The organism is Bacteroides sp. D20 (genome assembly GCF_003436255.1).
GTDB classification, from domain to species: domain Bacteria; phylum Bacteroidota; class Bacteroidia; order Bacteroidales; family Bacteroidaceae; genus Bacteroides; species Bacteroides uniformis.
This window is the reverse complement of record NZ_QSOO01000005.1, coordinates 26,392-52,279: the sequence shown is the minus strand read 5'-3', so window position 1 is coordinate 52,279 and position 25,888 is coordinate 26,392. Positions and strand designations below refer to the sequence as shown.

The following is a 25,888-nucleotide window of genomic DNA, read 5'->3' as shown; positions in this document are numbered from 1 at the left end:
ATGAACGAGATTTTTCAAATATTCAATCCTGATTGGTGGATGGACGAGAACAACAATGTATTGCAAATGACAGATGCAATTCTATTCCTCTTGTTTCTTATTCCGGTAGCATATCTATTTATCTATTCTTTGGCATCTTTGATGAAGTATAAAAATCCTTATCCAGAATCCAAAAAACAGCATAAATTTTTAGTGTTGTTTAATGTCTTTCGTAACGGTAAAGAAGTAATAGAATCTATTAATTATTTTCTAGACACGCAAACATATCCGCGGGATAAATATGATATCGCTGCAGCTGCAACACAGCTATCAGAAGAAGACTTGACAACCCTCCTTCAAATGCCTGTCAGTATTGTAGTACCAGATAAGGAATATTGTACTAAAGTATACGCTATACAGCAAGTTATGGAACGATACTCACCTCATGAATATGACATGATAGTCATTTTCAATTCTGATAATCGTGTAGTTCCTAATGCGTTGCACTTATTAAACAATGCATACTATTCAGGTTGTGACTCCATACAAGCACACCGTATGACAGAAAACCTTACGACCAGTACAGCTATTCTATCTGCTGCAGGAGAAGAAATCAATAATAATATATTCCGTAAAGGACATACAAAATTGGGATTCTCATCCGCATTGCTTGGTTCAGGTATGGCATTTGACTTTGAAATGTTCCATAGAATTGCTCCTGCTCTTAAAGGCTCTGACCTAGCAAAGGCAGTAGAGGTAAGATTACTTGAAGAAAATATTTACACTGAATACATACAGGAAATAATCTGCTATAGTAAGAAGCAAGAAAATGCAGAAGGATATAGTCGTGAACGCCAACGTTGGTTATCAGCTCAATATAATAGTACCTTCTTAGCACTAAAGCATTTACCATTAGCTTTTCTGCAAGGTAAATGGGACTACTGTAACAAACTATTCCAATGGCTGCTACCTTCACGATTTCTGCTTATCGCATGCATAGTAACTGCTACAATAATTATTACAATACTTGATTGGACCTTATCCTTCAAATGGTACATACTACTTTTACTCATCATAATTACGTTCTTAATGGCTTTACCGGAAGGTGAAATAAACAAGCGTTTCAAACACGCTGTATGGGCATTGCCTATACTGATTTTCGCTTCCATTTTCAGCCATTTCGGACGTATTTTCAAAAGTACAAAAAAGAATAAATGAAAATAGCAATCGAGGCCCAACGTATCTTCCGCCGCGACAAACACGGAATGGATTTTGTCGTTCTTGAAGTCTTAAGGGAACTTCAGAAACGGAAAGATGGCAATGAGTACTATGTACTTGTTGCTCCCGGTGAAGATTGCTGCCTCAAAGAATCAGACAATCTCCACATCATCGAACTGCGTTGCCCCACCTATCCCCTATGGGAACAGATTGCATTACCACGAGCTGTACGCCACTTAAAAGTAGATATATTGCATTGTACCTCAAATACGGCTCCATTGTGGTGCCCCATACCGCTGGTACTTACATTGCATGATATTATTTACTTGGAACCACGCCAACACCGAAATCCCTCGCTATATCAAGAAATGGGATGGCATTACCGACGATTGGTTGTTCCGCGTATCTTAAAGAAATGCAAGAAAATCATCACTGTTTCACATTTTGAATGTACACGCATCCGCGAAGCACTGCACCTGCCTAATAGACAGATAACCGCTGTCTATAATGGATATAATACACATTTCCGTAAGAATGAAACAATTGACGAGAATATCATTCAAAAGTATATCCCACAGGAAGGTTTTCTGTTCTTTTTAGGGAACACAGACCCCAAAAAAAACGCGGCACGCACGCTGAAGGCCTATTCACTTTACCTGAAAGCATCTGTAATAAAACGCCCGTTACTCATTGCGGACTTAAAAGAGGAACATATTGACGCACTCCTCCAGCAAGAAGGTATAACAGATATAAAAGTACATTTATTCTATCCGGGATATATTGACAACCGTGATTTGGTAACCCTCTATAGTGCAGCTTTTGCTTTCCTTTATCCTTCTTTAAGGGAAAGTTTCGGCATTCCAATGCTGGAAGCAATGGCTTGCGGTACTCCCGTAATAACCAGCAATACCTCTGCAATGCCGGAAGTGGCCGGAGCTGACGCCATCCTTGTCAATCCGCAAATGCCGTCAGAAATTGCAGACGCCATCCTGCAATTAGAAAAGAACAATGATTTCTATCGGCAACAATCTGCTTACGGACTAGAACGTGTAAAACAATTCTCTTGGAAAAGCACAGCTGAAGAATATGTGAAGATTTACAATGAAATCCATACACCATAAACCCACACCTCTAAAACTATGGCAGACTTCATCATCACCAGCCTCCAATCCTGGGACATCGAGATAGGAAGCACCATCAAGAACACCGCATCCGAGATAGCAAAGAAGCACCGTGTACTCTATGTCAATCCTCCCATGGATATTGCCACAAGGTTACGCATTGCAGCAGGAAAAGGGCCTCTATCTCCTACAGGCCATCGACAGCTGGAAGTCATCCAAAGCAAATCGGCTCCATTGCGGCAAATCAATGAAAATCTATGGGTATTGGACTGCCCCTTCATCATACACTCCGTAGGACAACTTCCTACATGGCTATTCAACTGTCTCAATCGCCGGAATTGCAAAAAGATTGGCAACTGGATAGTACAACAAGCCGATGTTCTTGGTTTCAAAGACTATACGCATTTGATTGATACCGACCTTTTCCGAAGCCTGCATCTCAAAGAATATATCTGCCCGGCAATCAGCATTTATTATCGGCGCGACTATGTTATCGGCTTTCCCTATTGGCGCAAGCACGGACCACGTTGCGAAGAAATGCTTGTACGTCAGTCAGATATCGTACTGGCAAATTCCAGTTACTTTGCAGAACAGCTCCGACCTCTGAACCGGCACACATATGTATTGAATACCGGTGTCAATCTTGAACTATACGATGCTACCCGGCATTGGGACAAACCGACGGATATGCAAAACATCCCCTCGCCAATAGTCGGCTATACGGGAGCTATCATCGAAAGCCGCCTGGACAGTGAACTGCTATACAATATCGCAAGGCAGTTGCCCGGCTACAGTTTTGTTTTCGTCGGACCTGAAGACAAGCATTTCCAAAAGCACCTGCTACACAATTTAAAGAATGTATTCTTCACAGGACGTAAGGAAGTGGAAGAACTGCCGAAATATATACAGCACTTTGACATCTGCATCAATCCACAGATACTCAATTCTATAACAGATGGTAATTACCCACTGAAAATAGATGAATACCTTGCCATGGGAAAACCTATAGTAGCTACCAGCACACATACCATGCGTAGCATCTTTGCCGGACACACTCATTTAGCTGTTTCAACAGAAGAATGGATAATAGCACTGAAAGCAGCAGCAAACGAAGCAGGCAACCCAAAACTGGAGAATGCCCGCATTGCCTTTGCGCATACACACAGTTGGGGACATAGTGTACAGACAATTTACAATGCCATTACCAGATATGTGACAAAAAAATAAGGTAACTATATACCACTTTGCACCAAATAGTAAATTGAAAGTTTAATGGAATTACATTTATTCATGTTTCAAACTTTTATATATTTGCCATACGTTCAATAAGAAAGATGCAAAAATAGAATAGTAAAGTCTGGATTTTAAATGGAAATAGATTATGAAAGATGAAATTTCCGAAAGCAACAAAATTCATTTCGCTGTTATGGCTCTTGGGGCCAGCTCTCGAAAGATGAATATCTCACCCATGGAGATGTACGGGTAGACTTATTCAAACGCCTTGTTTTAGACTGCTATGACGTGATGCATACACAAAGTTTAAAACATGTTTCCGAGGATTTAGTTGAAGCTTTGTCAAATTGGGAAAAACAACACAAATTCAACAGATAAGTTTTTTCTACATTTGCCATATTGCAAATATACGAAATCTATCGGGCGAAATTCGTATCTTTGTCGCGTTTTTCTTAAAAAAGTATTATGAGTAAAAAAAGTAACCTTTACCCTCCGTAGCGGAGACAAGGACGCAGTAAACATCGAAAAGGATACTGCACACAGTAGAAATCCATTATTGGATCAGTTGGAAATCATTGCAGAGGTCATTGACTATTTGCTGAAAGGGAAATCGTCTTTCTCCCAAAGCGAACTGCGCAGTCTGGCCCACATACGGCAGATGACACGTATGCACAAAACAAAGTCCGGAGAGTAATAGCTACTGTGAGTCAAATGTTTACGAATGTAACAAGTAGAAGGCCGCCTAAAGAGAGGGCTCCACCGACTACTTTCTGTAAAAAAACACATATTTCTCCATTGTATGCCTAAGCACCCGAAAAGAGACTGTAACACACGCAGGACAGCTTCTGGGGTCGGTGAGATGCCGCTAAACCCTACAAAAGTCCATTTGCAGGCTTGTTCTGTTATACGTAACTTTGCCGCATATTTTAAAAGATATGACCGCTGAACAGTCTCTCCCTTACACATCACTATGAAGCCCTTCTATCCTTTCAGAATATAAGATAACTATCAGGAAATAGAAAACTAATACACGAAGAAAATGATTTGGTTCAAACACCCCAACGATTTGCCTAATGACAAAAGACTGGCCGCACTCATCGACAATGAAGGATGCAGGGGCTATGGCATGTATCTGCGCATCATCGAGATGCTCTGTGCACAGCCCGACAGGAAACTCAGTTTCAGTCAACTGAATATTATTTCAAGAAAAGGGTTCTCCAAAAAATACATGGAGAAAATCATCTGGGAATACAAACTTTTCACTATCCACGAAGAAGAATTTGAATCTGCCATCAACTTCAACTATACGGAAAAAGGAAATCATTTGCAAAATGATTTGAAAACTCCAGAAAAAACGGAGGATGCGAAAAATGACGATAAATCACTGAACAACAGTGGTAATACAAACAAAACCAGCCTCGCGCGCGTAAGAGAAGAACAGAATAGAGAAGAACAGATGAAGAGAAAAGACGACGATGTCATCCAAAAGAACGGCGGCGACGGCGGCATCACTCCCTACCAGAGCTGGAGGAAGCAAGTGGATGGCTTGTCGAAAAATCAACTGTTCCGTGAAATGGTCTGCATGAGAAGCGGCTACAGTGTCCTGCTGAACAAGCATTTTGATACGGCACTGGAAGAATTCAAGAAACACATCGTACTCCTCGGAAAAGAGGAGAAGATGAACAGCCAGGAAGAAGTGCGAAGCTACTTCACGTTCTACACCCAAGCCGGCCAGCGCACCTCGCAGGAACTGCATATGCTGTTGCAGGGCCTCGAAAAGCAGCAGTCCGCCGCCGCACCGCCCAACCCCTACCGCTACGAGCAGCTGGTGAACGGACGGCGCACCTACCTGGGCTGCCCCATCCCCGACGGAGCGCCGCCCCGACCGGACAATACCGCCTTCTGGAACGAAACGACCCGTTCGTGGACTTCGCAAACCCCGCCGCCGTCATCGAAAAAGCCGAAACAGAAACCCGGCTGAAACGCCACACTCCGGCATCCGGAATGCCACATGTCAGCGTTCCGAATGCCACATGTCAACGTTCCGAATGCCACACCTCAGCACGTCCCAAGTGTGGCATTTACCCCCGTGAAGTGTGGCATTTCAACCCGCGAAGTGTGGCATCGGAAGGGGTGAGACCATTCATGTATAACCATTTACCGGACAAAAGGACAAAGAGACAAAAAAAAGAAGACAAGTACGTCCTTCTGTCAAACAAAACAAATCCCATATGAGAAATTTCCATCAACGCGGCATTGACACCCGCGGCCGTATCAGCGGCAAAATCAAGACCATCTGCCCGCAATGCAACGACACCCGCGGACACAAAGGCAACAAGTCACTCTCCGTAGACCTGGACAAAGGCTTGTGCTACTGCCACCACTGCGGCTACAAGCTCTACGTGCCCGACGACGCCGAAGAACGCCTCAAGCAGCAGCGCTGCGACATGCACCGGAAGCCCGCCGCACCGCCCCAGCACTTCCGCCGTCCCACCTTCGACCCTGCCCGGATGCAACTCTCCGAGAACCTGGAACGCTACTGGACCACCGTCCGCTGCCTGCCGCAGGAGCTGCTGCGCACCCTGCGCATCACCGAAGAGACGGTGCGCCTCCCGGAGAGCAGCCAGGAGGAGAATTGCATCTGCTTCAACTACTTCGAGAACGGGACGCTCGTCAACACCAAGTACCGCAGCGCCCTGAAACACTTCATGATGGTGAAGGGGGCCGAGCTCATCCCCTACAACGTGGACAGCATCCTCGTCACCCCGGAGTGCATCATCACCGAAGGCGAGTTCGACGCGGTAGCCATCATCGCCGCCGGACGCAAGGACGTCGTCTCCGTGCCCGCCGGCGCCCAGAGCAACCTCACGTGGCTGGACCGCTTCGTGGAGTCGCACTTCGAAAACAAGCAGGCCATCTACATCGCCGTAGACGAGGACCCGGCAGGGCAGTCGCTCCGGCAGGAACTCACGCGCCGCCTCGGAGTGGAACGCTGCCGCATCGTGCACTTCGGCGAGGGCTGCAAGGATGCCAACGAGCATCTGGTGAAATACGGCGCCGAAAGCCTCCGCATCTGCATCGAGCAAGCCGAAGAAGTGCCCCTGGAAGGCATCTTCACCGCCGAAGACTGCCGCGACGACCTGCGCTCCCTCTACGAGAACGGCCTGCAGCGGGGTGCCGACACCGGCTGGGACAACTTCGACGAACACTGCACCTTCGAGCCCCGCCGCCTGCTGGTGATGACCGGACGCCCCGGCGACGGCAAGTCCGAATTCACCGACGAGCTGGTGCTGCGCCTCTGCCTGCGCCACGAGTGGAAAATCGCCTTCTTCAGCCCCGAAAACATGCCCATCGCCTACCACCTGCACAAGCTGGCGGAGAAGCTGACCGGCCACCGCTTCACCCCCGGACCGGGCATGACGGAAGCCGTCTACGGGCAGGCAGTGGGCTGGCTGGACCGCAACGTGTCGCACATCCTGCCCGACGACGGGAGCTACGGCATCGACCACATCCTGGAGAAAGCCCGCCAGGTGGTGCGCCGCAAAGGGGTGCGCATCCTCGTCATCGACCCCATGAACCGCCTGGAACAACGTCTGGAACCGGGGCAGACGGAAATGGACTACATCACCGACACGCTGAACAAGCTGGGACGCTTCGCCACCCGCAACCAGTGCCTCGTCATCCTCGTGGCCCACCCCCGCAAGGTGAACCGCAACGAAAAGGACGGCACCCGGCGCCGTGTCGAGATGAACGACATCAACGGCTCCGCCAACTTCGCCAACATGTCCGACTTCTGCCTCGTGGTAGACCGTAACGACACGAAACAGATAGCCACCATCTACATCGAGAAAGTCCGCTTCAAACACCTGGGCAGCGCCCACACCGAGGCCAAATTCGTCTACAACCACCTGAACGGACGCTACTGGCCCTGCGAGGAAGACATCATCCACACGCCCGAAGGGGACAGACCGGGACCGGTGAACACGCAGTTCGACAACGAAAATTGGTTGAAAAATAATGAAGAACAAGGCAGGTTATTCGAGTAAAAATCCGTATCTTTACAAGACGGAAAGAAGAGAATAGGTGCAAGCATGTGCAAACTGTGCAATCACGTGTTATCCGTGCAATCACGTGTTATCCCTATTAAAGAAAACATACAACCTGAACTTTAAAGAATATGATGAAACAGAATGATTCCTTTGCAGAGCCACGCTTCCCCGTCCGCAGTTACGGGAAAGGCGAACTAGCCATGTACTACCTTCCGGGCATTGCCCAGCAGACTGCCGTCAACCGGCTGAACGAATGGATACGCACCGCCCCCGGGCTGGAACAACGCCTGCTTGCCACGGGCATGAACCCTTATTGCCGACGGTACACGCCCGCACAAGTGCAGCTTATGATTAATGTCTTCGGGGAGCCTTCTTAGAAGGTTCCCCCCTTTTCACATAAATCCTCACCCCCACTCTGTCTATATGCTCACGCAATGCCTCGTTTTCAAGATTGGCATATACCACCACTTCACGCACTTCATCAAAACGAGCTAAAACAGCACATATCCTGATTACTGTTTTCCAACATATTCCATGTCTTTTTATTCAGTTTACGCACATCTATGCGAATACAAATATACCTCCTATTTGTCACAAATCCAAAACAAAAGAAACAATAACCTCCCTTATCCTCTCCCAACCTCCTCCTACCTCCCCCAACCTCCCATCCTCCCTGCCCCATGTCCTATCTTTGTATCAACGAAACGGAGTAGAGGCCATCGCCGCGGAGACACCTCCTTCCCCCTTTCGGAATGAAACATTAACCATTAAACATCAACCATCATGCCAACAACATTAGTAGTGCGCACACAGCGCCACAAGAAAATCGGGGACAGCAGCTCCCCCATGGTCTACACCCTGAAACGCAAGCCCCAAGATGCCAAAATCTTCGACCTTGCCCGTATCGCGCAAGACATTGAAGCACTGGGAGCCATGTCGGCCGAAGACGTGGAGCACGTAGGCAAAGCCATCGTACGACAGATGCGCCAGACGCTGACGGACGGCAACAGTGTCCGTCTGGACGGCTTCGGCATCTTCCACACCACCTTCAAGTGCCGTGCCACCGAACTGGCCAAAGACTGCACCGTGAAAAACATCGAGCGCGTCAACATCCGCTTCAAGGTAGCCAACACCCTGCGGCTGGTGAACGACAGCAACGCCACCACCAAAGGTGGAGCAAACAACCTCATCTTTGAGCTTGTAACTGCCGACAAGGATAGCACCGGCGGAGGTTCCGGCGGCAATAATCCCGATGGCGGAGGTTCCGACGGAGACCAGGGGGAGAATCCGCTGGGATAAAAAAGAGGGATTAAGGATGAGCTTGTGTTCATTAATCATTAATCCTTAACCCTTAATCCTAATCCTTAAACATCAAACATCATGAGTACAAAATCATCAACCTGGGACAAGATTCTGAAAGTAATCATCGCTGTAGCTTCGGCACTTTTGGGTGCATTCAGCGCACACGCCATGAACAGCGGTGGTCCCTTTTAGCGAACAGCCCCCAAAGGCAAACAGTAAAGAAAAATGAGAAAAATTGATTTGATTGTGATACATTGCAGCGCCACGTGCGAGGACCGTCCCTTTACCGGGCAAGCTCTGGAAGCCGCGCACCGCCGACGTGGATTTGATGGCACGGGCTATCATTTCTACATCCGCCGTGACGGACAAATCCTGACTACCCGCCCGGTCGAGAGGGCCGGCGCCCACGCCCGCGGCTACAATGCCCACTCTATCGGAATCGCCTACGAAGGCGGATTGGACCACTATGGGAATCCCAAAGACACACGCACGGAATGGCAACGCCACTCGCTCCGCGTATTGGTCCGCGCTTTGCTGATGGACTATCCGGAAGCAAAAGTGGCGGGACATCGCGACCTCAGCCCCGACCTGAACAACAACGGAGAGGTGGAACCGATGGAATGGACGAAACAATGCCCGTGTTTTGAAGTAAAAAAAGAGAAGTGGTAACCAAGAAAAGGGAGGTGACAAAGCATGACAAAAGCTTTGCCACCTCATTTTTTATTCATACATTTGTTCTAATTAAGCAAAATGCGCATCAAACAAAATTCAGCCGTATGAAGTACCCTATTGGAATACAGAGTTTTGAGAGCCTTATCAATGACGGATATATCTATGTGGACAAAACCGCCCTGATTTATCAGTTAGTACATACCGGTCGTTACTACTTCCTGAGCCGCCCGCGGAGATTCGGAAAGAGTCTGCTCATCAGCACACTGGAAGCCTACTTTAACGGGCAGCAGGAACTGTTCAAGGGACTGGAAATGGAACGGCTCGAAAAAGAATGGACGAAATATCCGGTACTGCATTTGGATTTGAACACGAGTAAATACGATGAGAAGAACAGTCTTATCGACATATTGAACGATACTCTCTGCCAATGGGAAAACATCTACGGAGCCGTCTCCAGCGAAGTCAACCCCGAACTGCGTTTCAAGGGAATCATCCGCCGCGCCTACGAGCAGACCGGCCAGCGCGTGGTCATCCTCGTGGACGAATACGACAAACCCATGCTCCAAGCCATTGGTGACGAAGAACTGCAAAATGAATATCGCAACACACTCAAAGCCTTCTACTCCGTAATGAAAACGCAGGACCGGTATATCCGTTTCGGCTTCCTGACGGGAGTGACGAAATTCGGAAAAGTCAGTGTGTTCAGCGACCTGAACAACCTGATAGACCTCTCCATGGACCGACAGTTCCAGACGCTCTGCGGAATGACCGACAAGGAGATACACACCTATTTTGAAGAACCGCTGCACCAGATAGCCGAAAACTACGGTATCACCTACGACGAGGTCTGCCTGCGACTGAAAGAACGGTACGACGGCTACCGCTTCCGCCAGAACGGAACCAATCTGTATAACCCCTTCAGCCTGCTGAATACCTTCCGTTCCCTGGAGTTCGGCAGCTACTGGTTCGAGACCGGCACCCCCACCTACCTTGTGAAACTGCTGAAAGACAACAACTTCTGTCTGCCCGACCTTACGAGTGAAGGAGTGACTGCAGAGACTTTCAACCATGTGGATTTCCTCATAGAAACACCGCTTACAATAATTTATCAAAGCGGCTATCTCACTATAAAGGGGTATGATGAAGAATTCAACACTTATCAGTTGGGATTTCCTAATAAAGAGGTTGCTGAAGGATTCATCAAATATCTGGTTCCTTACTATATGCCAGAACTCAGTAGAAAGCCATACTACACGTTGGAGAAATCTTTATAGCATACATAAAGATTTTCTTCTTTATCCATTCCATACTTATCAATTACCTCAATAGGAAATTTAAATAGTTCAACTCTAAAACCACATTCTTCCAAGCGATCTTTGTAGTCTAAACCATATAATCGCAAATGATCTGTTTGACCAAACACTTTCAATCTTTCTTCAGATGTTTTCACGGAAGAATCTTCCAAAGTCTTATCTAATATATTAGACATAGGAACTTGCAAGAGACCCACTCCACCTTTTTTCAATACCCTAAACAATTCACGCATTGCTTTACGGTCATCTTCAATATGCTCCAATACATGGTTACACATAACCATGTCAAAATCTCCATCTGCAAATGGCAAATTCAAAACATTCATATTATGAACATAAGGGGGGTACATATACCCTTTAGCAAAAAAATCTCCGCATATATAATCTATACTTTTCATTGTCAAAATACGTTGAGCAATAATATCCTCTGGAGCGATATGCAATATTCGTAAAGGATGTCCATCAAAAATCTTAGCTATATCCCGAAGATAAAGATACAATAATTTTTCCTTATCCTTAGCCCGGCATTTCCAACACATGCCAGGACGCACTCCCATACCAACAGTCTTGTATTTTCGCGCAGCAGGACTATCAATTCCTAACAGAGCCAAGTCATCTGAATGAAATCCACAAAACGGGCATTCATAGTGTACTCCTACATGCTTTTCCGCTTCACGATTGAACCTCCAATTATCAAACGCTATTTTTATAGGTTTCAAATGCTGTTTTATTCGTACCAATAATTCCATATCCTTTTTATTTCTATTTTTTCTTATCAATCAATCCATGCCAAGTTCCTCTTATTAACGCAATCGCAACCATCCAATTTTTCTTACGCAATGCAACTATAACATTTTTAGGCATAGACACACATACCAAGTATGTACAAGATAAAAGCCGAATAGCCCACTTGCTTCGCCGTCGGGTAAACAATAAACGGGCACGTGACATATAATAAGCACGATTAGGACTACCATACCCTATTGTAGCCCCACCTTTATGATAAACCACTACCTCTGCCTCATACCACAACTTATATCCGGCCTCTGTAATCTGATAACTCCAATCGAACTCCTCTGCAAAAAGGAAGAATACTTCAGGCATTTTCCCCACTTGTTCAATCACATCACGTCGCACCATCATAGCACCGCCATAAAGCACTTCTGTTTCACAAGCCTCAATGCATTTAGCAGGACAATTACAGTCAAATACTTCAGTTTGAAATTTCAATGTCAATGGCTTCAATCTTCTACAACCAAAATATTGAATATTTTCCTTATTAGTTAAATAACGGACAGTAGGAGATACACCACCTATAGTTTCATTACGTAAACGTGTAACTAACTTTTCCAGTATCGGTTCTTCAACCAGCATATCATTGTTAAGAAAAAACACATATTCCCCTTTAGCATAGGCAAGGCCTCTATTATTTCCCCCTGCAAAACCTAGATTTGTTGAATTACAAATCAATTTCACATCAGGACATAATGCTGATATACGCTCTACATCTTCACCACTTGAAGCATTATCCACCACTAAAAATTCATAAGAATATGTCTCATGCTCTTTAAACGATCTCACTAAATCACAAGTGTCTCGCCAACCATTATAATTAACCGTTATTATTGATACCATAGATTAATCCTATTAAAAATGAATCCAACGACGGATAAATTGTTTCACTTTTATTCCTGCCCCTATTTTGAGAGCCAAAAGCTTTAACTGTAAAGGAAATGCATTAAATAAACGATAAAGTATATAAGTGCAAGAAATGCCTACTTTATTAGTCATTTTAGGTGAAGTAAAAGGAGGAGTCAATAAAGAAGATTCAAATTTTTTTTTATCATCTTCATTTATTTGAGACGATATTTCTACTTGATAAGCATGATATAAACTCATTTTTAATATATCAATCAATGCCCCCCGATAAAAACTCATTTTTACATATGGTCTTATATATCCACATTTCATTCGCTGAATATCAACGAACTGTTGTGCCGTACTTTCAGAATAGCCATTAGAGAATCCAGCACTCGATGAATTCGGATTATAAGTATAAAATAATGTACAATCAGGTAACAATCGACATGAAGAAGCTTGCATCAAAACTTGATATGTAAACCACGAATCCTCATGTGTTTGTCCCGGAACACATCGTATATGATTATTTCTTAAAAAAGCAACATTATATAGCCTATTACAAAGAGATACTGCAACTTTATTTCCTTTGCCATAACAAAAATCAAAAACCGCATGTTTTGAACCATCAATCAGTATATCCTTATCATATTGACATCCAGCATAAAGCACTCCTCTCAAATCACGTCTTACAAAAGATGCGGATACAAAATCTACCGGATGCTGACGCATTGCATTATACAAAATCTCAATACAATCTAAAGATAAAACATCGTCACCATCTAAAAAGAAAAGATACCTTCCTACGGCATTATCTAATCCTGCATTTCTTGCTGCGCCCGTTTTTTTATTATATCGCTGATCTACAATTTTCATATCATTACCACGCAAATGCTCATTCATTATACGACGTACTATATCCATACTTCCATCTTGCCCTTTGTCATCAATAATCAAGTATTCAATACTTTGAAATGTCTGATTAAGAGCTGATAAAAGAGAAGATTCTATATATTCTGCTACATTATAAACTGGAATTGCAATGGTAACTTCGTATTCTTTCATTCTAATGCTTCATCATTCAATCAAATTAAAATATGCTTATTGCTACAAAGATAGAAAAAATTGCATACCTTTGCCTACAAGAAGCAAAAAATGTCACAAGAGTCACGCCTTAAAAAGTCATTGCTCAATGCCCGGGTTAATCTCATTTTCTATTTCCTGAGTTTAGCCTTATCCTTTTTCTCCAGAAAAATCTTTCTGGATGCATTGGGTGCAGATTTTATGGGGCTGATAGGTACGCTGAACAATCTTTTAGGTTTTCTGAACCTTGCAGAATTAGGTATCAGCACAGCCATCGGCTACGTTCTATATAAACCTCTCTTCGAACACGACGAAAGGAAAATCAATGAAATCATTTCTGTTTTCGGATTTATCTACCGACGTATCGGTTTTATCATTCTAAGTGCAGGATGTGTCTTGGCATGCTTCCTGCCCCTAATATTCCCCAATAATGTCTTTGATTTAGGCATCATCTATTTTGCATTTTTCTCATATCTGACCACTTCACTGATAGGATATTTTGCCAATTACAAGCAAACCCTTTTGGGTGCAGACCAGAAGAACTACGTAGTGACAGCCTACTTTCAAAGTGCCGTACTGATAAAGACTCTCCTGCAAATGGGGTTAGTATATTATACGGGCAATTATTACCTGTGGATTAGTCTGGAACTTCTGCTGGGCATTACCTATTCCATTATCCTGAACTGGAAAGTCAACCAGGTATACCCCTGGTTGAGAAGCGAAGTGAAGCAGGGAAAGCTACTTTTCAAGAAATATCCGGAAGTAACCCGGTATACCAAACAGTTGTTTGTCCACAAACTTGGCGGTTTTGTACAATTCCAAACCACTCCCTTCCTGGTATATGCCTTCGTCTCTCTTAAGACTGTGGCATATTATGGAAACTATACCCTCATTATAGATAAGATAAGTATATTTATCAGCAACCTATTAGGGAGTACCAATGCAGGAGTAGGCAATCTGATAGCCGAAGGCGATTCCAAACGTATCCAGCAAGTATTCTGGGAGCTGATGGGTATCCGTTTCTTGATAGCCGGAACCATTTCATTTGCCTTGATTCGACTGACCGGCGCTTTCATTTCATTATGGTTGGGAAGTGAATATGTATTGCCCCAACACATTCTGTACCTGATTATCATCAACTCGTTCATCAGCTACACCCGAGGTGCCATAGACCAATTTACCTATGGGTATGGCTTATTTCAAGATACTTGGGCTCCGATTGCGGAAGTAATCATCAACCTGACTGTTGCCATCATTGCCGGACATTTTTGGGGACTGCCGGGAATTTTGATGGGAAACATAACCAGCTTATTCCTTATCATCGTCATTTGGAAACCTTACTTTCTTTATTCGCAAGGATTCAAAATATCCGTTCTCTACTATTGGATGGGCTACATCAAGCATCTACTGATTATACTGCTGCCGGCAATAGTATGTTATTATCTTTTTCCCGACAATGACTTTGCAGCGGAAAGCTCTTTTACACATTGGATAGTCTATGGAGCTATTATAATTTCCACTTACGGAATATTCACTTGTTTATTACTCTATCTTTTTACTCCAGGTATACGTGCATTCGCTCACCGGATACTGAAAAGGCATCATTAACGAGCTGTTGATTTCAGTCTGTCAAAGGTCCTTTCCCACTCGTCTGCCACATTCTGTATGTCAAAGCGTTTCACATACTGCACACAATTTTTTGACATCTCCATACGCAGTTCTTCATCTTTCATCAATGCACCCAACTTCCGGGCAAACGCTCTATGCGAGAAAGGAGGAATCAACAATCCGTTTTTGCCATCATCAATAATATCTGTTATAGCTGCATACGAATTGAACGCCACCGGAACAACCCCGAATGTCATGGCTTCGGTCAATACCATTCCCCAGCCTTCAAAATCACTCGTCAGGCATAGGATGCTTGCATCCCGATAAAAAGTCTCAGGGTCCTGCCAACCAGTGAAAACAACCCGCTTCATCTTTGAGGCTTTCTGCTCCAGTTCCTGCCTTATGGGTCCATCTCCCACAATAACCAGCTCCCAATCGGGAATTTTTTTATATATACGCTTCCATATATCAATCAGCCGTCCTACACGCTTCTGGCGCCACTCTATCCGGCCTACATACAATATCTGCTTCTTCTTGAGGAAATCTGTATTTTCTTGAGCGGGATATGTATTCGGATTGGGAATGGCAATCACCCGGCTCAAGTCTTTTGAATATATCTGCCTCAAATCAGGGATAAATTTCAAAGAAAGTAAACACAATGCATCTGTATACAGTAAAATGCCTTCATAATCGGATTTTAATGTACGCTTGTAATCATACTTAAACATAGGAATCTTTATGATACGGGCCATCTTTCTGATTTTTCCCATAATCGTGTTTTTCCCTTTTATCCACATTACGAACTCTCCCAAATGGTGATATATGCCAAGAGGATTATAATGTATCACGGAAATAATATACACGTCCCGCAAGGTTTTAGAGAAGGAATATAATGTATAATAAGTCTGCGGGTCCTGGTCTATGACCATATCAATACGGTGCTCTTGCAGGAAACTACGGAAAAACAACCCGTTCTTTTCTACTTCCCGAACCTGATATGGGAAAAAATAAGATGGTGCAGGATATGCATAATCCATGCGGCTTTCATCCCGCACACTATGTAAACAAAGAACATGGTGTCCCCGTCTTATGAATTCACGGCACAAAAGGTCACTCACTCTTTCAATCCCTCCCCGTTGGGGATGGAACATGACAGGATGTATAAACAAGATATTCATAATGCCCCCCGTTATTTTGCTCCAAACATCTTCTTGAATTTTATACCTGACAAGAAACGCATCCACCCATCAAAAGCCGATACCCCCACCCTACAAAACAGGAATTTGCCCAACACATCCGCTTTATACTGTGGAAGAAAAAATCGTCTTATCCATTCTTTATCTGATAAAAGGACTTGATGTAAAAAAGACAACCGTTCCTGCCGGGTATACTTATGCTCTGGTTTATAGATGGCCAAAATCACTTTATGGAAAAAGACAGTCAATGAATTCCATGTTCTATCCAGTGAGCTATCCTCCAAATTAAATTTCTTTTGATACACATAGACCCTTTCCAAAAAATTGGAGAATGCTGCATATTCTGCCGGAAAGCTGTTTATACGCACAGACAACACATCTACAGAATACCCTACTCTATAAACGTAATTATTGTAATCACGAATAACCATAAAATCCGCATACATCAGGTAGTCCAACATAAACAGCATATCTTCCAGTCCGGAAACAAAAGGAACAAAGCCCACCCGGTATTGCTTGATAATCCGATGGTCGTATAGCTTGCTGCCTGCGTACGCAACACGCTTGTCTATCAAGTCTGTCAATATAAGATACATCTGTTCCGAAGCTATATCTTGTTCGGGAACGTGAAACGTTTGACAGTCCCCATTTGGCAGATACGCATCAAGAGAACCGACTATTACTCCCTCCTTCGTTTTATCGGCAGGCAATGCACCGTACAGCCTTTCAAGATAATAAGGCTTTACATAATCATCTGAATCAATAAAGGTTACATATCTTCCACGAGCATTCATCAAACCAGTATTCCGGGCACAGCTCAATCCTGCATTAGCCTGATGGAACACCCGTATCCTCGTATCCTTCCCGGCATACTCTTCACAAATCTCCCCGCAACGGTCTGGGCTCCCGTCATCTACCAGCAACAACTCAAAATTCGTAAAGGTCTGTGCAAGAATACTGTCAATGCACTGGGGCAAGTACTCTTCCACCTTATAAACGGGTACTATAATGGATATTTCCGGGACATGATTCATATTCGCTCATTTTGTATGCAACACTGCCTTCATTTTTATAGACAACACCAACAAATAGTAGGCTGACTTTACAAAAGCCTTAAAATACAGATAGCCGGCATACGTAGGAAGCACATAATGGATGTTCTGCAGCATCAGCTTCCATTCGGAACGCAGGCCCGTCATCTCCAACAAAGACGCATACTTTTTGTTCCTGAATACCAAATAACTCTGATAATGAAAGGATGTGTCTTTCGTGAAATACAGAATACGGTCAAAATATTTCGCCTTCAGACTCTCAAAGTATATATATATCAGCCGGTTATCCTGCAAACACCGGGAAGACCGGATAAAGTCGTAGATATAACCAAGCACCAGCACACGACATTCCAAATTACGCATAGACGGCGCTCGCATGATGGAATCTGGCTGCATGGAATAATAGTAAGTGGTCTCATTGACGACATACATACTTTGAGACATACATGCCAACTTAAATGACCATAAATCATCCTCGTGTACAATGCCCTCCTGGAAGTAGAGTTTATGCTGCAAAACGAGGGGACGACTCACCAGCTTGTTCCATGCCATGACATACCATTTTCCCTGCACATAAGTGGAAAGTACAAGAGCATTCCCTTCATAAAACCCGGTGCCTAATGATAAAGGAGGAGCCCAACGTCTGGCGCCGGTCACCTCGTAATTGCCTATCACAAAATCCGGTCGCTTCTGCACCGCTGCATCCGCCAAAAGCTCTATTGCATTCGCAGAAATATAGTCGTCGCTATCCAAGAAGTACAGATAATCGCCAACAGACGCTAAAATACCGGTGTTTCTTGCAGCAGAAAGCCCTCTGTTCTCTTCATGTTCCAAACACCTCACCACCGTTCCACGCGGATGCGAAGCCACCACCCGTCTGACTATCTCCATAGAGTTGTCCGGAGTGCAGTCATTCACAAGAATAACTTCCAAATCCGGCCAGGTCTGGTTCAACACAGACAGCAGACACCGTTCTATGTACTTGGCAACATTATAAACCGGAACAATAATGGAAACTTTCATACTTTCAATCATATTTTCAGAATTTCACCTCATGTCCTTCCACAAACTCTTCCCACCACACAACAAGCGTCAACAGATTGAAATATTGCAAAGCCTTGTTCTGCCTATGCCAGAACCAACCGCCCTCCTTCTCTGCAACTTGTTCATAATCTGTAAGAAACTTCTCCACTGCATCACGGCGCAGATAGTTGTCCATAATGCCGGAAGCAAGAATGAATTCCTTAAAGAAAGCACGTCGGGCCCTATCACGGAAGAACAGTGGCATAGGTGCAAAACCGCCCTGCTTCTTCTTCAAGGTAATGGCCTCGGGAAGTAAAGGTTTATAATGGTGCTTTAACAGATATTTAGAAACGGAACGACCCCGCGCAATGTCCAGTACACTGTTGCCCCTGCACTTCAACCCTACCGGTAGCTCCTGCAGGAAATGGAAAAGCTCTAGGTCCATAAAAGGATACGTCAGATTGTTACCGAACATGCGTGCCATGCTGGAAGCCTTGAAAAGAATGATACGGTTGATTACAGTCTCCAAATCGGAAAGAATGGCATGCTGCGCATAAAGATGCTCGAAACTGTGGATATCGGGCCGTAGTGATTTTACCGGCTCAAAATCTTCTTTCGGATTTTGCAGAAGGGCACACAAGGCAGAATCGGAGAAGCCGAAACGCTCCCCTTCCAGAATATGAAGTATCTTATCCAAATGGAAATTGATGCGGGAAAGCTTTCCACCGGTATCAAAGGTTTCATGCTCCAGCAGACGGCTGATGCCACGTAGCAAGGGACGCAATCCTATGCGGGCGGATAGATAATGCAACGCCACTTCGCGACCGGAAGTACCGAAATACTGGTCACTGCCGTCACCTCCCAGAATCACGTCGGGCTTGTCATCGCCTATCATGCGCATAGCACAATAGTTTACCATCAGCCCGCCTTCCATAAAAGGCTCACCCAGAAAACGGACAATGTCGGGCAAGGCACTGGTTTCCGTACCGTCAATCTCGTACTCGTGGTGGCGGGTACCAAAGGTTTCAGACATCAGACGGGCCATGGGCAGCTCCGTCCAGGCATCTCCTTTAAAGCCCACGGAATAGGAGTCAATCTGGCCGTCGTAAATGCTGCGCAGCGCAGCAAGGTTTGAACCGGAATCATAGCCGCCACTCAGCAGGATACCTACCCTGCGGCTATGGCCGATACGCCGGCGGATGGCTTGCGCATGCAATTCTCCATAACGGCGGGAGTAGGTTTCTACATCCGGATTCCGTTCAGTCGCCACCTTGGGTTCATGCTCAAAAACGCTGTCGCGCTTCAGACAATAAATGTCATCTGCCACCTTTTCATATAAGCTGGGATTTCTTTCCTTCAGCGAATCAAACATGGAATGTACTTTCGCTTGTGTCTCTAACTTTACAGAAGCCCAAACCGGCATCAGATAACCAAGCTCTGTCAACATGTAGAACTTTTCGCCGGCACCTAAAGAATGAACATCGAATAGGGCGAAATTATTCTTCTTCAAAATGCCACGCTGAAGGAATGTACTCAATGAAACCAGATTAGGCTCGAAATTTTCTTCCAGTTGGTCCTCTAAAAATTGCCAGGAAGTGGCAAAATTACCATCAATGTGACAATAGACGGGATAATGCGTGCCATGATGGTCGCGCACCACTCCGCATTCATTTTCTGAATAATATACTATGGTGAACGAACCGTCCAGGCGTGAAAAGCCATATGCCGGATCGGATAGAAACGCATCAGCAGCAAGCTTGGCATTGGTATCATCCGGAGTTGCCTGCAAGGTGTCCCGATTATACAAAGTTCCGAAAAAGAAAAGTCTCAGATTATAACTTTCAAAAGAAGATTCCGGCTCTTCTCCCTCTACACAGACTGTACGCCAATCTTCTAAAGTGATTTTTCCGTATATCATTTGTTTGCTTATAGACTTGTTTATTGTGTATCCCTTTCTATTTTTCCACCACCCCATGCCTGGTATGTATAAAGGTCTTGTTTGCCCCCCTCAGCTTGAAGATGTTTCCTGCCATCAGCAGGAATGTATAGGGTATCTTTTGCAGGGCCATTGCCAGGCGGCTGGTGCAGAACCTTTTGGGAACGGCAACGAGCAGTGCGACAGCGAGCAACACCAAGAGCAGCCACCACTTCAGCCCCCATGTCCAGCGATAAACCGTAAACAACACGGAGAAGAGGAACGTGAACCCCATCAACAGCAGGCGGGGAATGGAAAGCTGCTGGAAAAGCTTGTCGCAGAAGTCCCAGTTACGCGCAGCAAGCGCCTTCCACAGAAACTTGGCGAAGGTCTGGCAGTAATGCCATTGTGCCGACAGCCAGCGGCGGCGCTGACGGGAGAAATCACCGGTGTTCTGTATCTTCTCATCGAACACAAAGGTTTCGGGCAGATAATAAAAACGCTTGCCGCGATAGAGCAGGGTCAGCTCCAATTCACGGTCGAAACCGCCCACAGCCTTGATGTCCGCCATCGTATCACGAAACAAGTCATAACGGAATGCCATACCGGAACCGATAAGGGCAGCCGACAAACCCAGCTTGGCATGCCCCAGACGGAAAATGGTATTGTTGATTTCCTCACTGATGGCATCGAGCAGGGCCATGTCATTGTTCAGGTTCTTGGCACTCCGGTGGGTCTGCACAATCTCGACTTCCGGATTGGCGAAGAGGTCGTTAATATCACTCAGATAATCGTAAGGGATGACATTGTCCGCATCGAGCACCAAAGCGATGTCATAGTCATTGCCGATGGCAGCCATGGCAGCATTCAGAGATTTGGACTTGGTGCTTTTCTCAAAATGCACTTCAACCAGGCGGACAGGAAGCACAGCGAGGGAAGCGTTGGTTTCGGGCTGCATACGGTCTGAAATGACAACCGTATCAAAACAGTCGGCGGGATAATCCTGCTCCAGACATGAATGGACGCACTCGTGTATCACGGCATCTTCGCGGTAGGCAGGAATCAGTATGGCAAAACGCTTGTGTTCCTTGGCTGGAGGGGGCAGAGGCAGGTCACGCCGGCGTGACGCCAGACTGTAAACCAATAGATACAGTATGTTTATTGCAAACCATATGTATAAAAGCCAATCGAATATATTCAATATATGTTCCAAATTCAGAGCTATTTAAGCTTTAGAGTTGCTGCTTGTTTTTAATGGGTATCCGACACAAAGATACAAAAAAGAAGTAGAGTCCGGACAAAATATACAAAAAATGCGAAGAATATAGGAATAAAAAAACGAGCAAGCTCTCACGAACCCCTCGCCCCTGTAAGAAAAGCCTTAAAGGCTTTTCTTTTAAACTGCGTCAATGTTACCTAAAAATCAATCTTTCTCTTTACCTGAAAAATAAAACTTCAATTACCTATTCTGAAAACTTCAAAATCCAATTTTTACCTTTACCTAATTTACCTATTTATTCAAAACATTTAGCTTATGAAAAAAATCTATTTTCAATCCTTTTACCTAACAACTAATATCCTTTATTGAAAACTGTTTTTATTATTTATCAAATCCAAATGCAGTTTCCCAACTGCACTGCAAAGGTAAGTGTTTTATCCGCACGCACAAAACGCCGGCATATTTTTCGCGCGTTTTATAACATTGTTTTAGAGTTTAAGGGTACAGTTTACACTTATAAACATTTTATTGTTCATCGGGAGTATACTTTCCAGTAAAAAACAAACCACCGAAGCGCCGAAACGCTTCGATGGCTGTCCCCTTTAAACACCTTTAAACAAAATGAATTTCTTCTTTATTTTCTTGCTTCGGCAATATAACCTAACGCTTCTTTACATTTTTCCGTAACATAAGTCCAGTCTTCAGCAGCGACCTTATCCTTCGGGAAGAGTTTGGAACCCATACCTACGCAGAACACACCCGCCTTAATCCAGGAGGTCAGGTTTTCCTGAGTCGGCTCCACTCCACCGGTCACCATCAGCTTGGACCAGGGCATCGGAGCCAGCAAACCTTTCACGAGTTTGACACCAAGCACGTCGCCCGGAAATATCTTGCAGAGGTCGCAACCTGCTTCTTGCGCGAAACCTACCTCTGAAACGCTGCCGCACCCCGGAGTATAAGCTACCAGACGACGGTTACAAATCTTAGCAATCTCCGGGTTGAACAACGGGCCTACAACGAAACATGCACCCAACTGCAAGTACAGCGCCGCAGTAGCAGGGTCAACGATGGAACCTACACCCATAGCCATCTCCGGGCACTCTTTGACCGCAAACTTCACCACTTCCGCAAACACCTCGTGGGCAAAGTCACCACGGTTCGTGAACTCGAACGCACGAACACCTCCATCGTAACAAGCCTTTACAACTTTCTTTGCAACTTCTGCATCCTTATGATAAAAGACAGGCACCATTCCAGTAGAACCAATCTTATTCAATACTGAGATTTTATCAAATTTACTCATCTTTTTATTTACGATTTGACGATTTACGATTAATATTACTTTACTTTATATCTATTCTTTTTATTTACGATTTGACGATTCAAACTTCCTTTGCTAACCGATTTCTTGTAGTGACAATAGAACTCACTATTATTTTATACAATTCATGCGCCTCTTGTTGCAACCCAAGCAGTTTATTAGCAGGAATCATCTCACTTTCAGCAATAATTTCCAACCAGTGTATAGTTTCATCCAGTTCTTCCTCTACCATTTTCAGTTTATTCAGAAAATCCTTATCAGACTTTCCCAAACAAGCTGTCCTATAATTGGCAGCAGGTGAAGTCCCTGAACGTACTATTTGTTTAGCTATAGCCATTGACGAAATCCGATTAGGCATACAATCTACCATCTTGATTATTCTCAAAGAGAACACCTTCAATCGTATTTTCAATTCCTCCGAGTTCACTGTAGAAGTAATTTCAATCGTACATCGTAAATCGTCAAGTCGTAAATGAGCTTAGCGTTGTACTCGTCCGCTTGCATCCCCTCCTGCCAGCGCTTCTACCTCTTCGGTAGAAACAAGGTTGAAGTCACCGTTGATAGTGTGCTTCAAGGCGGAAGCGGCTACTGCAAATTCGAGGGCGGCACCCTGGTTGGGTTTTGTCAGCAGGCCGTGGATGATACCACCTGAGAAAGAGTCGCCGCCACCTACACGGTCGATGATAGGATTGATGTCGTAACGCTTTGACTCGTAGAATTCCTCGCCGTTGTAAATCATTGCTTTCCAGCCGTTGTGGGTAGCGGAGAAAGACTCGCGCAACGTAGAGATTACGTATTTGAAGCCGAATTCCTTCGCCATCGCCTTGAAGATTCCCTTGTAGCCTTCAGCGTCCGTCTTGCCGCCTTCCACGTCTGCATCGGGCTTGAAGCCCAGACAGAGTTCAGCATCCTCTTCATTGCCGATGCAGACATCCACATACTGCATCAAAGGCTTCATGATGGACTGGGCTTTTTCTTTGGTCCAGAGTTTTTTACGGAAATTGAGGTCTACCGACACCGTAACGCCGTGACGTTTGGCAGCCTCGCAAGCCAGGCGGGTCAACTCGGCGGCCTTGTCGGAGATGGCGGGAGTGATACCTGACCAGTGGAACCAGTCTGCACCTTCCATGATGGCATCGAAATCAAAGTCTGCCGCATCTGCCTCGGCAATGGCAGAGTGTGCACGGTCATAGATTACCTTACTGGGACGCATGGAAGCACCGGTCTCAAGATAGTAGATACCTACACGGTCACCACCACGCGCAATGAAATCCGTCTTTACGCCATACTTGCGCAATGCGTTGACAGCCGACTGGCCTATTTCATGTTTCGGCAACTTGGTTACAAAATAAGCATCATGTCCGTAGTTGGCACAGCTGACAGCCACGTTGGCCTCGCCGCCGCCATATACCACATCAAAAGAGTCGGACTGCACAAAACGGGTGTTTCCCGGAGTAGACAGCCTCAGCATGATTTCACCTAATGTAACTACTTTCTTTCCCATAATCTTTCTATGTTTTATTTTAATATGAAATTAATTTGTTTCCTTTCAATTTATCATTTCGAGGTATAAACAGAACTTAAACACCTGAAACTATGGAGAGTAAATCAAAATAACATTCGTTCTTCATAGTCTTCGTGTACGGGCACAAAGATACAACAATTTTTGAAATACAAAAAATTATCATATATTTGTATCGAAAATATTAAGATTATAATTGTGTGCGAGCACAAGAAGATGTACGATGGGACGATTTACGATTAGACGATTGAGATTACATTGTAGAATCGTAGCCAAAGCAACATCAATCGTACATCGTAAATCGTTAAATCGTAAATATACAGATGGAAAGAGTCAGAATAAAGGATATCGCCAAGATGGCCGATGTATCCGTGGGAACCGTCGACCGTGTGATTCACGGGCGTAGCGGTGTGTCCGAGTCCAGCCGGAAGCGGGTGGAAGAAATCCTGAAACAACTGGATTACCAGCCCAATATGTATGCCAGCGCACTGGCTTCGAACAAGAAGTACGCATTTGCCTGCCTGCTGCCACTGCACGAGAAAGGCGAATACTGGACAGACGTGGAGACAGGCATACACAACGCCGTAGAGACTTACTCTGACTTCAACGTGGCCGTGCACCTCTCCTACTATGACCCGTATGACTATCATTCATTCGCGGAAGCCTCCGGACAGATTCTGGCACTGGAGCCGGACGGAGTGATGTTTGCCCCCACCGTTCCGCAATACACCAAGCCCTTCACGGATGAGCTGACGCAACATAATATACCTTATATATATATAGACTCCAACATAAAGGAAGAGCCCGCCCTCTCCTTCTACGGGCAGAACTCGCACCAGAGCGGATATTTTGCCGCCCGCATGCTGATGCTGCTTGCCGGAGAAGACGCGCAGGAAATCGTCATCTTCCGCAAGATAAATGAAGGCATCGTGGGGTCGAACCAGCAGGAACGCCGCGAAATAGGTTTCCGCGAATACATGCAGGAGCATCATCCCGCCTGCCGCATCTGGGAACTGGACCTGCATGCCAAGCGCGACAGCGAGGACACACTGATGCTGGACGAGTTCTTCCAAGAGCATCCTACCGTAAAGAACGGAATCACCTTCAACTCCAAAGCATACATCATCGGGGAATACCTGCTGAAGAAGCAGAAAAAAGACTTCAACCTGATGGGCTATGACCTGCTGCAACGCAACGTAGACTGCCTGAAGCAGGGAAGCATCTTCTTCCTCATAGCACAGCAGCCCACCCTGCAAGGATTCGACGGCATCAAGGCCTTGTGCGAATACCTGATTCTGAAGAAGGAAATCACAAGGGAGAACTTCATGCCGATTGACTTGCTGACGAAGGAAAATATAGAATTCTATTACAATAAATAATAAGGATGTACGATTGGACGATTTACGATGTACGATTGAAAATGC

General features: G+C 45.0%; 25 protein-coding genes and 1 pseudogene. 15 read left to right on the top strand and 11 right to left on the bottom strand.

Features of this window, described 5'->3' with window-relative positions; translation table 11 throughout:
- The 13 genes and pseudogenes from DXD78_RS06755 to DXD78_RS06695 form a co-directional block, all read left to right on the top strand.
- Positions 1-1,197 (top strand): glycosyltransferase family 2 protein, encoded by a 1,197-nt coding sequence (locus tag DXD78_RS06755; protein ID WP_117652631.1) that lies wholly within the window; start codon positions 1-3, stop codon positions 1,195-1,197.
- The gene (locus DXD78_RS06750; RefSeq protein ID WP_016273904.1) at positions 1,194-2,318 is read left to right on the top strand and encodes a glycosyltransferase family 1 protein; all 1,125 of its coding nucleotides are present in this window, start codon (positions 1,194-1,196) and stop codon (positions 2,316-2,318) included. Before DXD78_RS06755 ends, DXD78_RS06750 begins: the two co-directional genes overlap by 4 nt.
- A gap of 18 nt (positions 2,319-2,336) precedes the next feature.
- The gene (locus DXD78_RS06745; protein WP_016273905.1) at positions 2,337-3,545 is read left to right on the top strand and encodes a glycosyltransferase; all 1,209 of its coding nucleotides are present in this window, start codon (positions 2,337-2,339) and stop codon (positions 3,543-3,545) included.
- Positions 3,546-3,842: 297 nt separating this feature from the next.
- Positions 3,843-3,929: a hypothetical protein gene (locus tag DXD78_RS21300; RefSeq protein ID WP_229094616.1), complete on the top strand. Its 87-nt coding sequence runs from the start codon at positions 3,843-3,845 to the stop codon at positions 3,927-3,929.
- 178 nt (positions 3,930-4,107) lie between these two features.
- Complete coding sequence (locus DXD78_RS21295) at positions 4,108-4,245, top strand: hypothetical protein (RefSeq protein WP_230327127.1); 138 nt, start codon at positions 4,108-4,110, stop codon at positions 4,243-4,245.
- 345 nt (positions 4,246-4,590) lie between these two features.
- On the top strand, positions 4,591-5,532 hold the full coding sequence (locus tag DXD78_RS06725; protein ID WP_117652630.1) for a DUF4373 domain-containing protein: 942 nt from the start codon (positions 4,591-4,593) through the stop codon (positions 5,530-5,532).
- Entirely contained in the window at positions 5,475-5,786 is a 312-nt protein-coding gene (locus DXD78_RS21180) for a hypothetical protein (protein ID WP_147328003.1), read from the top strand. Before DXD78_RS06725 ends, DXD78_RS21180 begins: the two co-directional genes overlap by 58 nt.
- A complete protein-coding gene (locus tag DXD78_RS06720) occupies positions 5,783-7,597 on the top strand; it encodes a bifunctional DNA primase/helicase (RefSeq protein WP_117652629.1) in 1,815 nt (604 codons plus the stop codon). Before DXD78_RS21180 ends, DXD78_RS06720 begins: the two co-directional genes overlap by 4 nt.
- A 131-nt stretch (positions 7,598-7,728) precedes the next feature.
- Positions 7,729-7,977, top strand: a complete 249-nt coding sequence (locus tag DXD78_RS06715) for a DUF4248 domain-containing protein (protein ID WP_005827481.1) — start codon at positions 7,729-7,731, stop codon at positions 7,975-7,977.
- 406 nt (positions 7,978-8,383) lie between these two features.
- Positions 8,384-8,899, top strand: a complete 516-nt coding sequence (locus DXD78_RS06705; RefSeq protein ID WP_117652628.1) for an HU family DNA-binding protein — start codon at positions 8,384-8,386, stop codon at positions 8,897-8,899.
- Between the two features lie 81 nt (positions 8,900-8,980).
- The gene (locus DXD78_RS21030) at positions 8,981-9,094 is read left to right on the top strand and encodes a smalltalk protein (RefSeq protein ID WP_157132533.1); all 114 of its coding nucleotides are present in this window, start codon (positions 8,981-8,983) and stop codon (positions 9,092-9,094) included.
- A 33-nt stretch (positions 9,095-9,127) separates the two neighbouring features.
- Positions 9,128-9,571: an N-acetylmuramoyl-L-alanine amidase gene (locus tag DXD78_RS06700; RefSeq protein WP_005827473.1), complete on the top strand. Its 444-nt coding sequence runs from the start codon at positions 9,128-9,130 to the stop codon at positions 9,569-9,571.
- A gap of 107 nt (positions 9,572-9,678) precedes the next feature.
- Positions 9,679-10,797: pseudogene (locus tag DXD78_RS06695) on the top strand (AAA family ATPase); the annotation flags it as partial.
- 26 nt (positions 10,798-10,823) lie between these two features.
- On the opposite strand, the gene DXD78_RS06690 reads toward DXD78_RS06695, so the two are convergent.
- From DXD78_RS06690 to DXD78_RS06680, 3 genes are read right to left on the bottom strand one after another with little or no spacing between them, the layout of a single operon-like run.
- Positions 10,824-11,636: a class I SAM-dependent methyltransferase gene (locus DXD78_RS06690; RefSeq protein WP_117652626.1), complete on the bottom strand. Its 813-nt coding sequence runs from the start codon at positions 11,634-11,636 to the stop codon at positions 10,824-10,826.
- Positions 11,637-11,649: 13 nt separating this feature from the next.
- Entirely contained in the window at positions 11,650-12,522 is an 873-nt protein-coding gene (locus DXD78_RS06685; protein WP_117652625.1) for a glycosyltransferase family 2 protein, read from the bottom strand.
- A gap of 12 nt (positions 12,523-12,534) precedes the next feature.
- Entirely contained in the window at positions 12,535-13,590 is a 1,056-nt protein-coding gene (locus DXD78_RS06680; RefSeq protein ID WP_117652624.1) for a glycosyltransferase family 2 protein, read from the bottom strand.
- Between the two features lie 90 nt (positions 13,591-13,680).
- Between DXD78_RS06680 and DXD78_RS06675 the strand changes: the two genes are divergently transcribed.
- On the top strand, positions 13,681-15,216 hold the full coding sequence (locus tag DXD78_RS06675) for a lipopolysaccharide biosynthesis protein (RefSeq protein ID WP_117652672.1): 1,536 nt from the start codon (positions 13,681-13,683) through the stop codon (positions 15,214-15,216).
- Here the strand turns inward: DXD78_RS06675 and DXD78_RS06670 are convergent.
- The 8 genes from DXD78_RS06670 to DXD78_RS06635 all read right to left on the bottom strand — a co-directional run bounded on the left by DXD78_RS06670 (position 15,213) and on the right by DXD78_RS06635 (position 24,446).
- Entirely contained in the window at positions 15,213-16,394 is a 1,182-nt protein-coding gene (locus DXD78_RS06670; RefSeq protein WP_117652623.1) for a glycosyltransferase, read from the bottom strand. The two genes, DXD78_RS06675 and DXD78_RS06670, sit on opposite strands and share 4 nt — an antisense overlap.
- A gap of 11 nt (positions 16,395-16,405) precedes the next feature.
- Positions 16,406-17,446, bottom strand: coding sequence for a glycosyltransferase (locus DXD78_RS06665; RefSeq protein ID WP_117652622.1), 1,041 nt, complete (start codon positions 17,444-17,446; stop codon positions 16,406-16,408).
- A 6-nt stretch (positions 17,447-17,452) separates the two neighbouring features.
- Complete coding sequence (locus DXD78_RS06660; RefSeq protein ID WP_233534013.1) at positions 17,453-18,487, bottom strand: glycosyltransferase family 2 protein; 1,035 nt, start codon at positions 18,485-18,487, stop codon at positions 17,453-17,455.
- 16 nt (positions 18,488-18,503) lie between these two features.
- The gene (locus tag DXD78_RS06655; protein WP_087333078.1) at positions 18,504-20,405 is read right to left on the bottom strand and encodes an asparagine synthase C-terminal domain-containing protein; all 1,902 of its coding nucleotides are present in this window, start codon (positions 20,403-20,405) and stop codon (positions 18,504-18,506) included.
- A 37-nt stretch (positions 20,406-20,442) separates the two neighbouring features.
- Positions 20,443-21,615, bottom strand: coding sequence for a glycosyltransferase family 2 protein (locus DXD78_RS06650; RefSeq protein ID WP_117652620.1), 1,173 nt, complete (start codon positions 21,613-21,615; stop codon positions 20,443-20,445).
- A 640-nt stretch (positions 21,616-22,255) separates the two neighbouring features.
- Entirely contained in the window at positions 22,256-22,924 is a 669-nt protein-coding gene (locus tag DXD78_RS06645; RefSeq protein WP_117652619.1) for a bifunctional 4-hydroxy-2-oxoglutarate aldolase/2-dehydro-3-deoxy-phosphogluconate aldolase, read from the bottom strand.
- A 79-nt stretch (positions 22,925-23,003) separates the two neighbouring features.
- On the bottom strand, positions 23,004-23,369 hold the full coding sequence (locus DXD78_RS06640; protein WP_117652618.1) for a four helix bundle protein: 366 nt from the start codon (positions 23,367-23,369) through the stop codon (positions 23,004-23,006).
- 51 nt (positions 23,370-23,420) lie between these two features.
- Positions 23,421-24,446, bottom strand: a complete 1,026-nt coding sequence (locus DXD78_RS06635; RefSeq protein ID WP_005827441.1) for a sugar kinase — start codon at positions 24,444-24,446, stop codon at positions 23,421-23,423.
- A gap of 341 nt (positions 24,447-24,787) precedes the next feature.
- Here DXD78_RS06635 and DXD78_RS06630 point away from each other — a divergent pair, with 341 nt between their 5' ends.
- Positions 24,788-25,843, top strand: coding sequence for a LacI family DNA-binding transcriptional regulator (locus tag DXD78_RS06630; RefSeq protein WP_005837354.1), 1,056 nt, complete (start codon positions 24,788-24,790; stop codon positions 25,841-25,843).
- Positions 25,844-25,888: the final 45 nt, after the last annotated feature.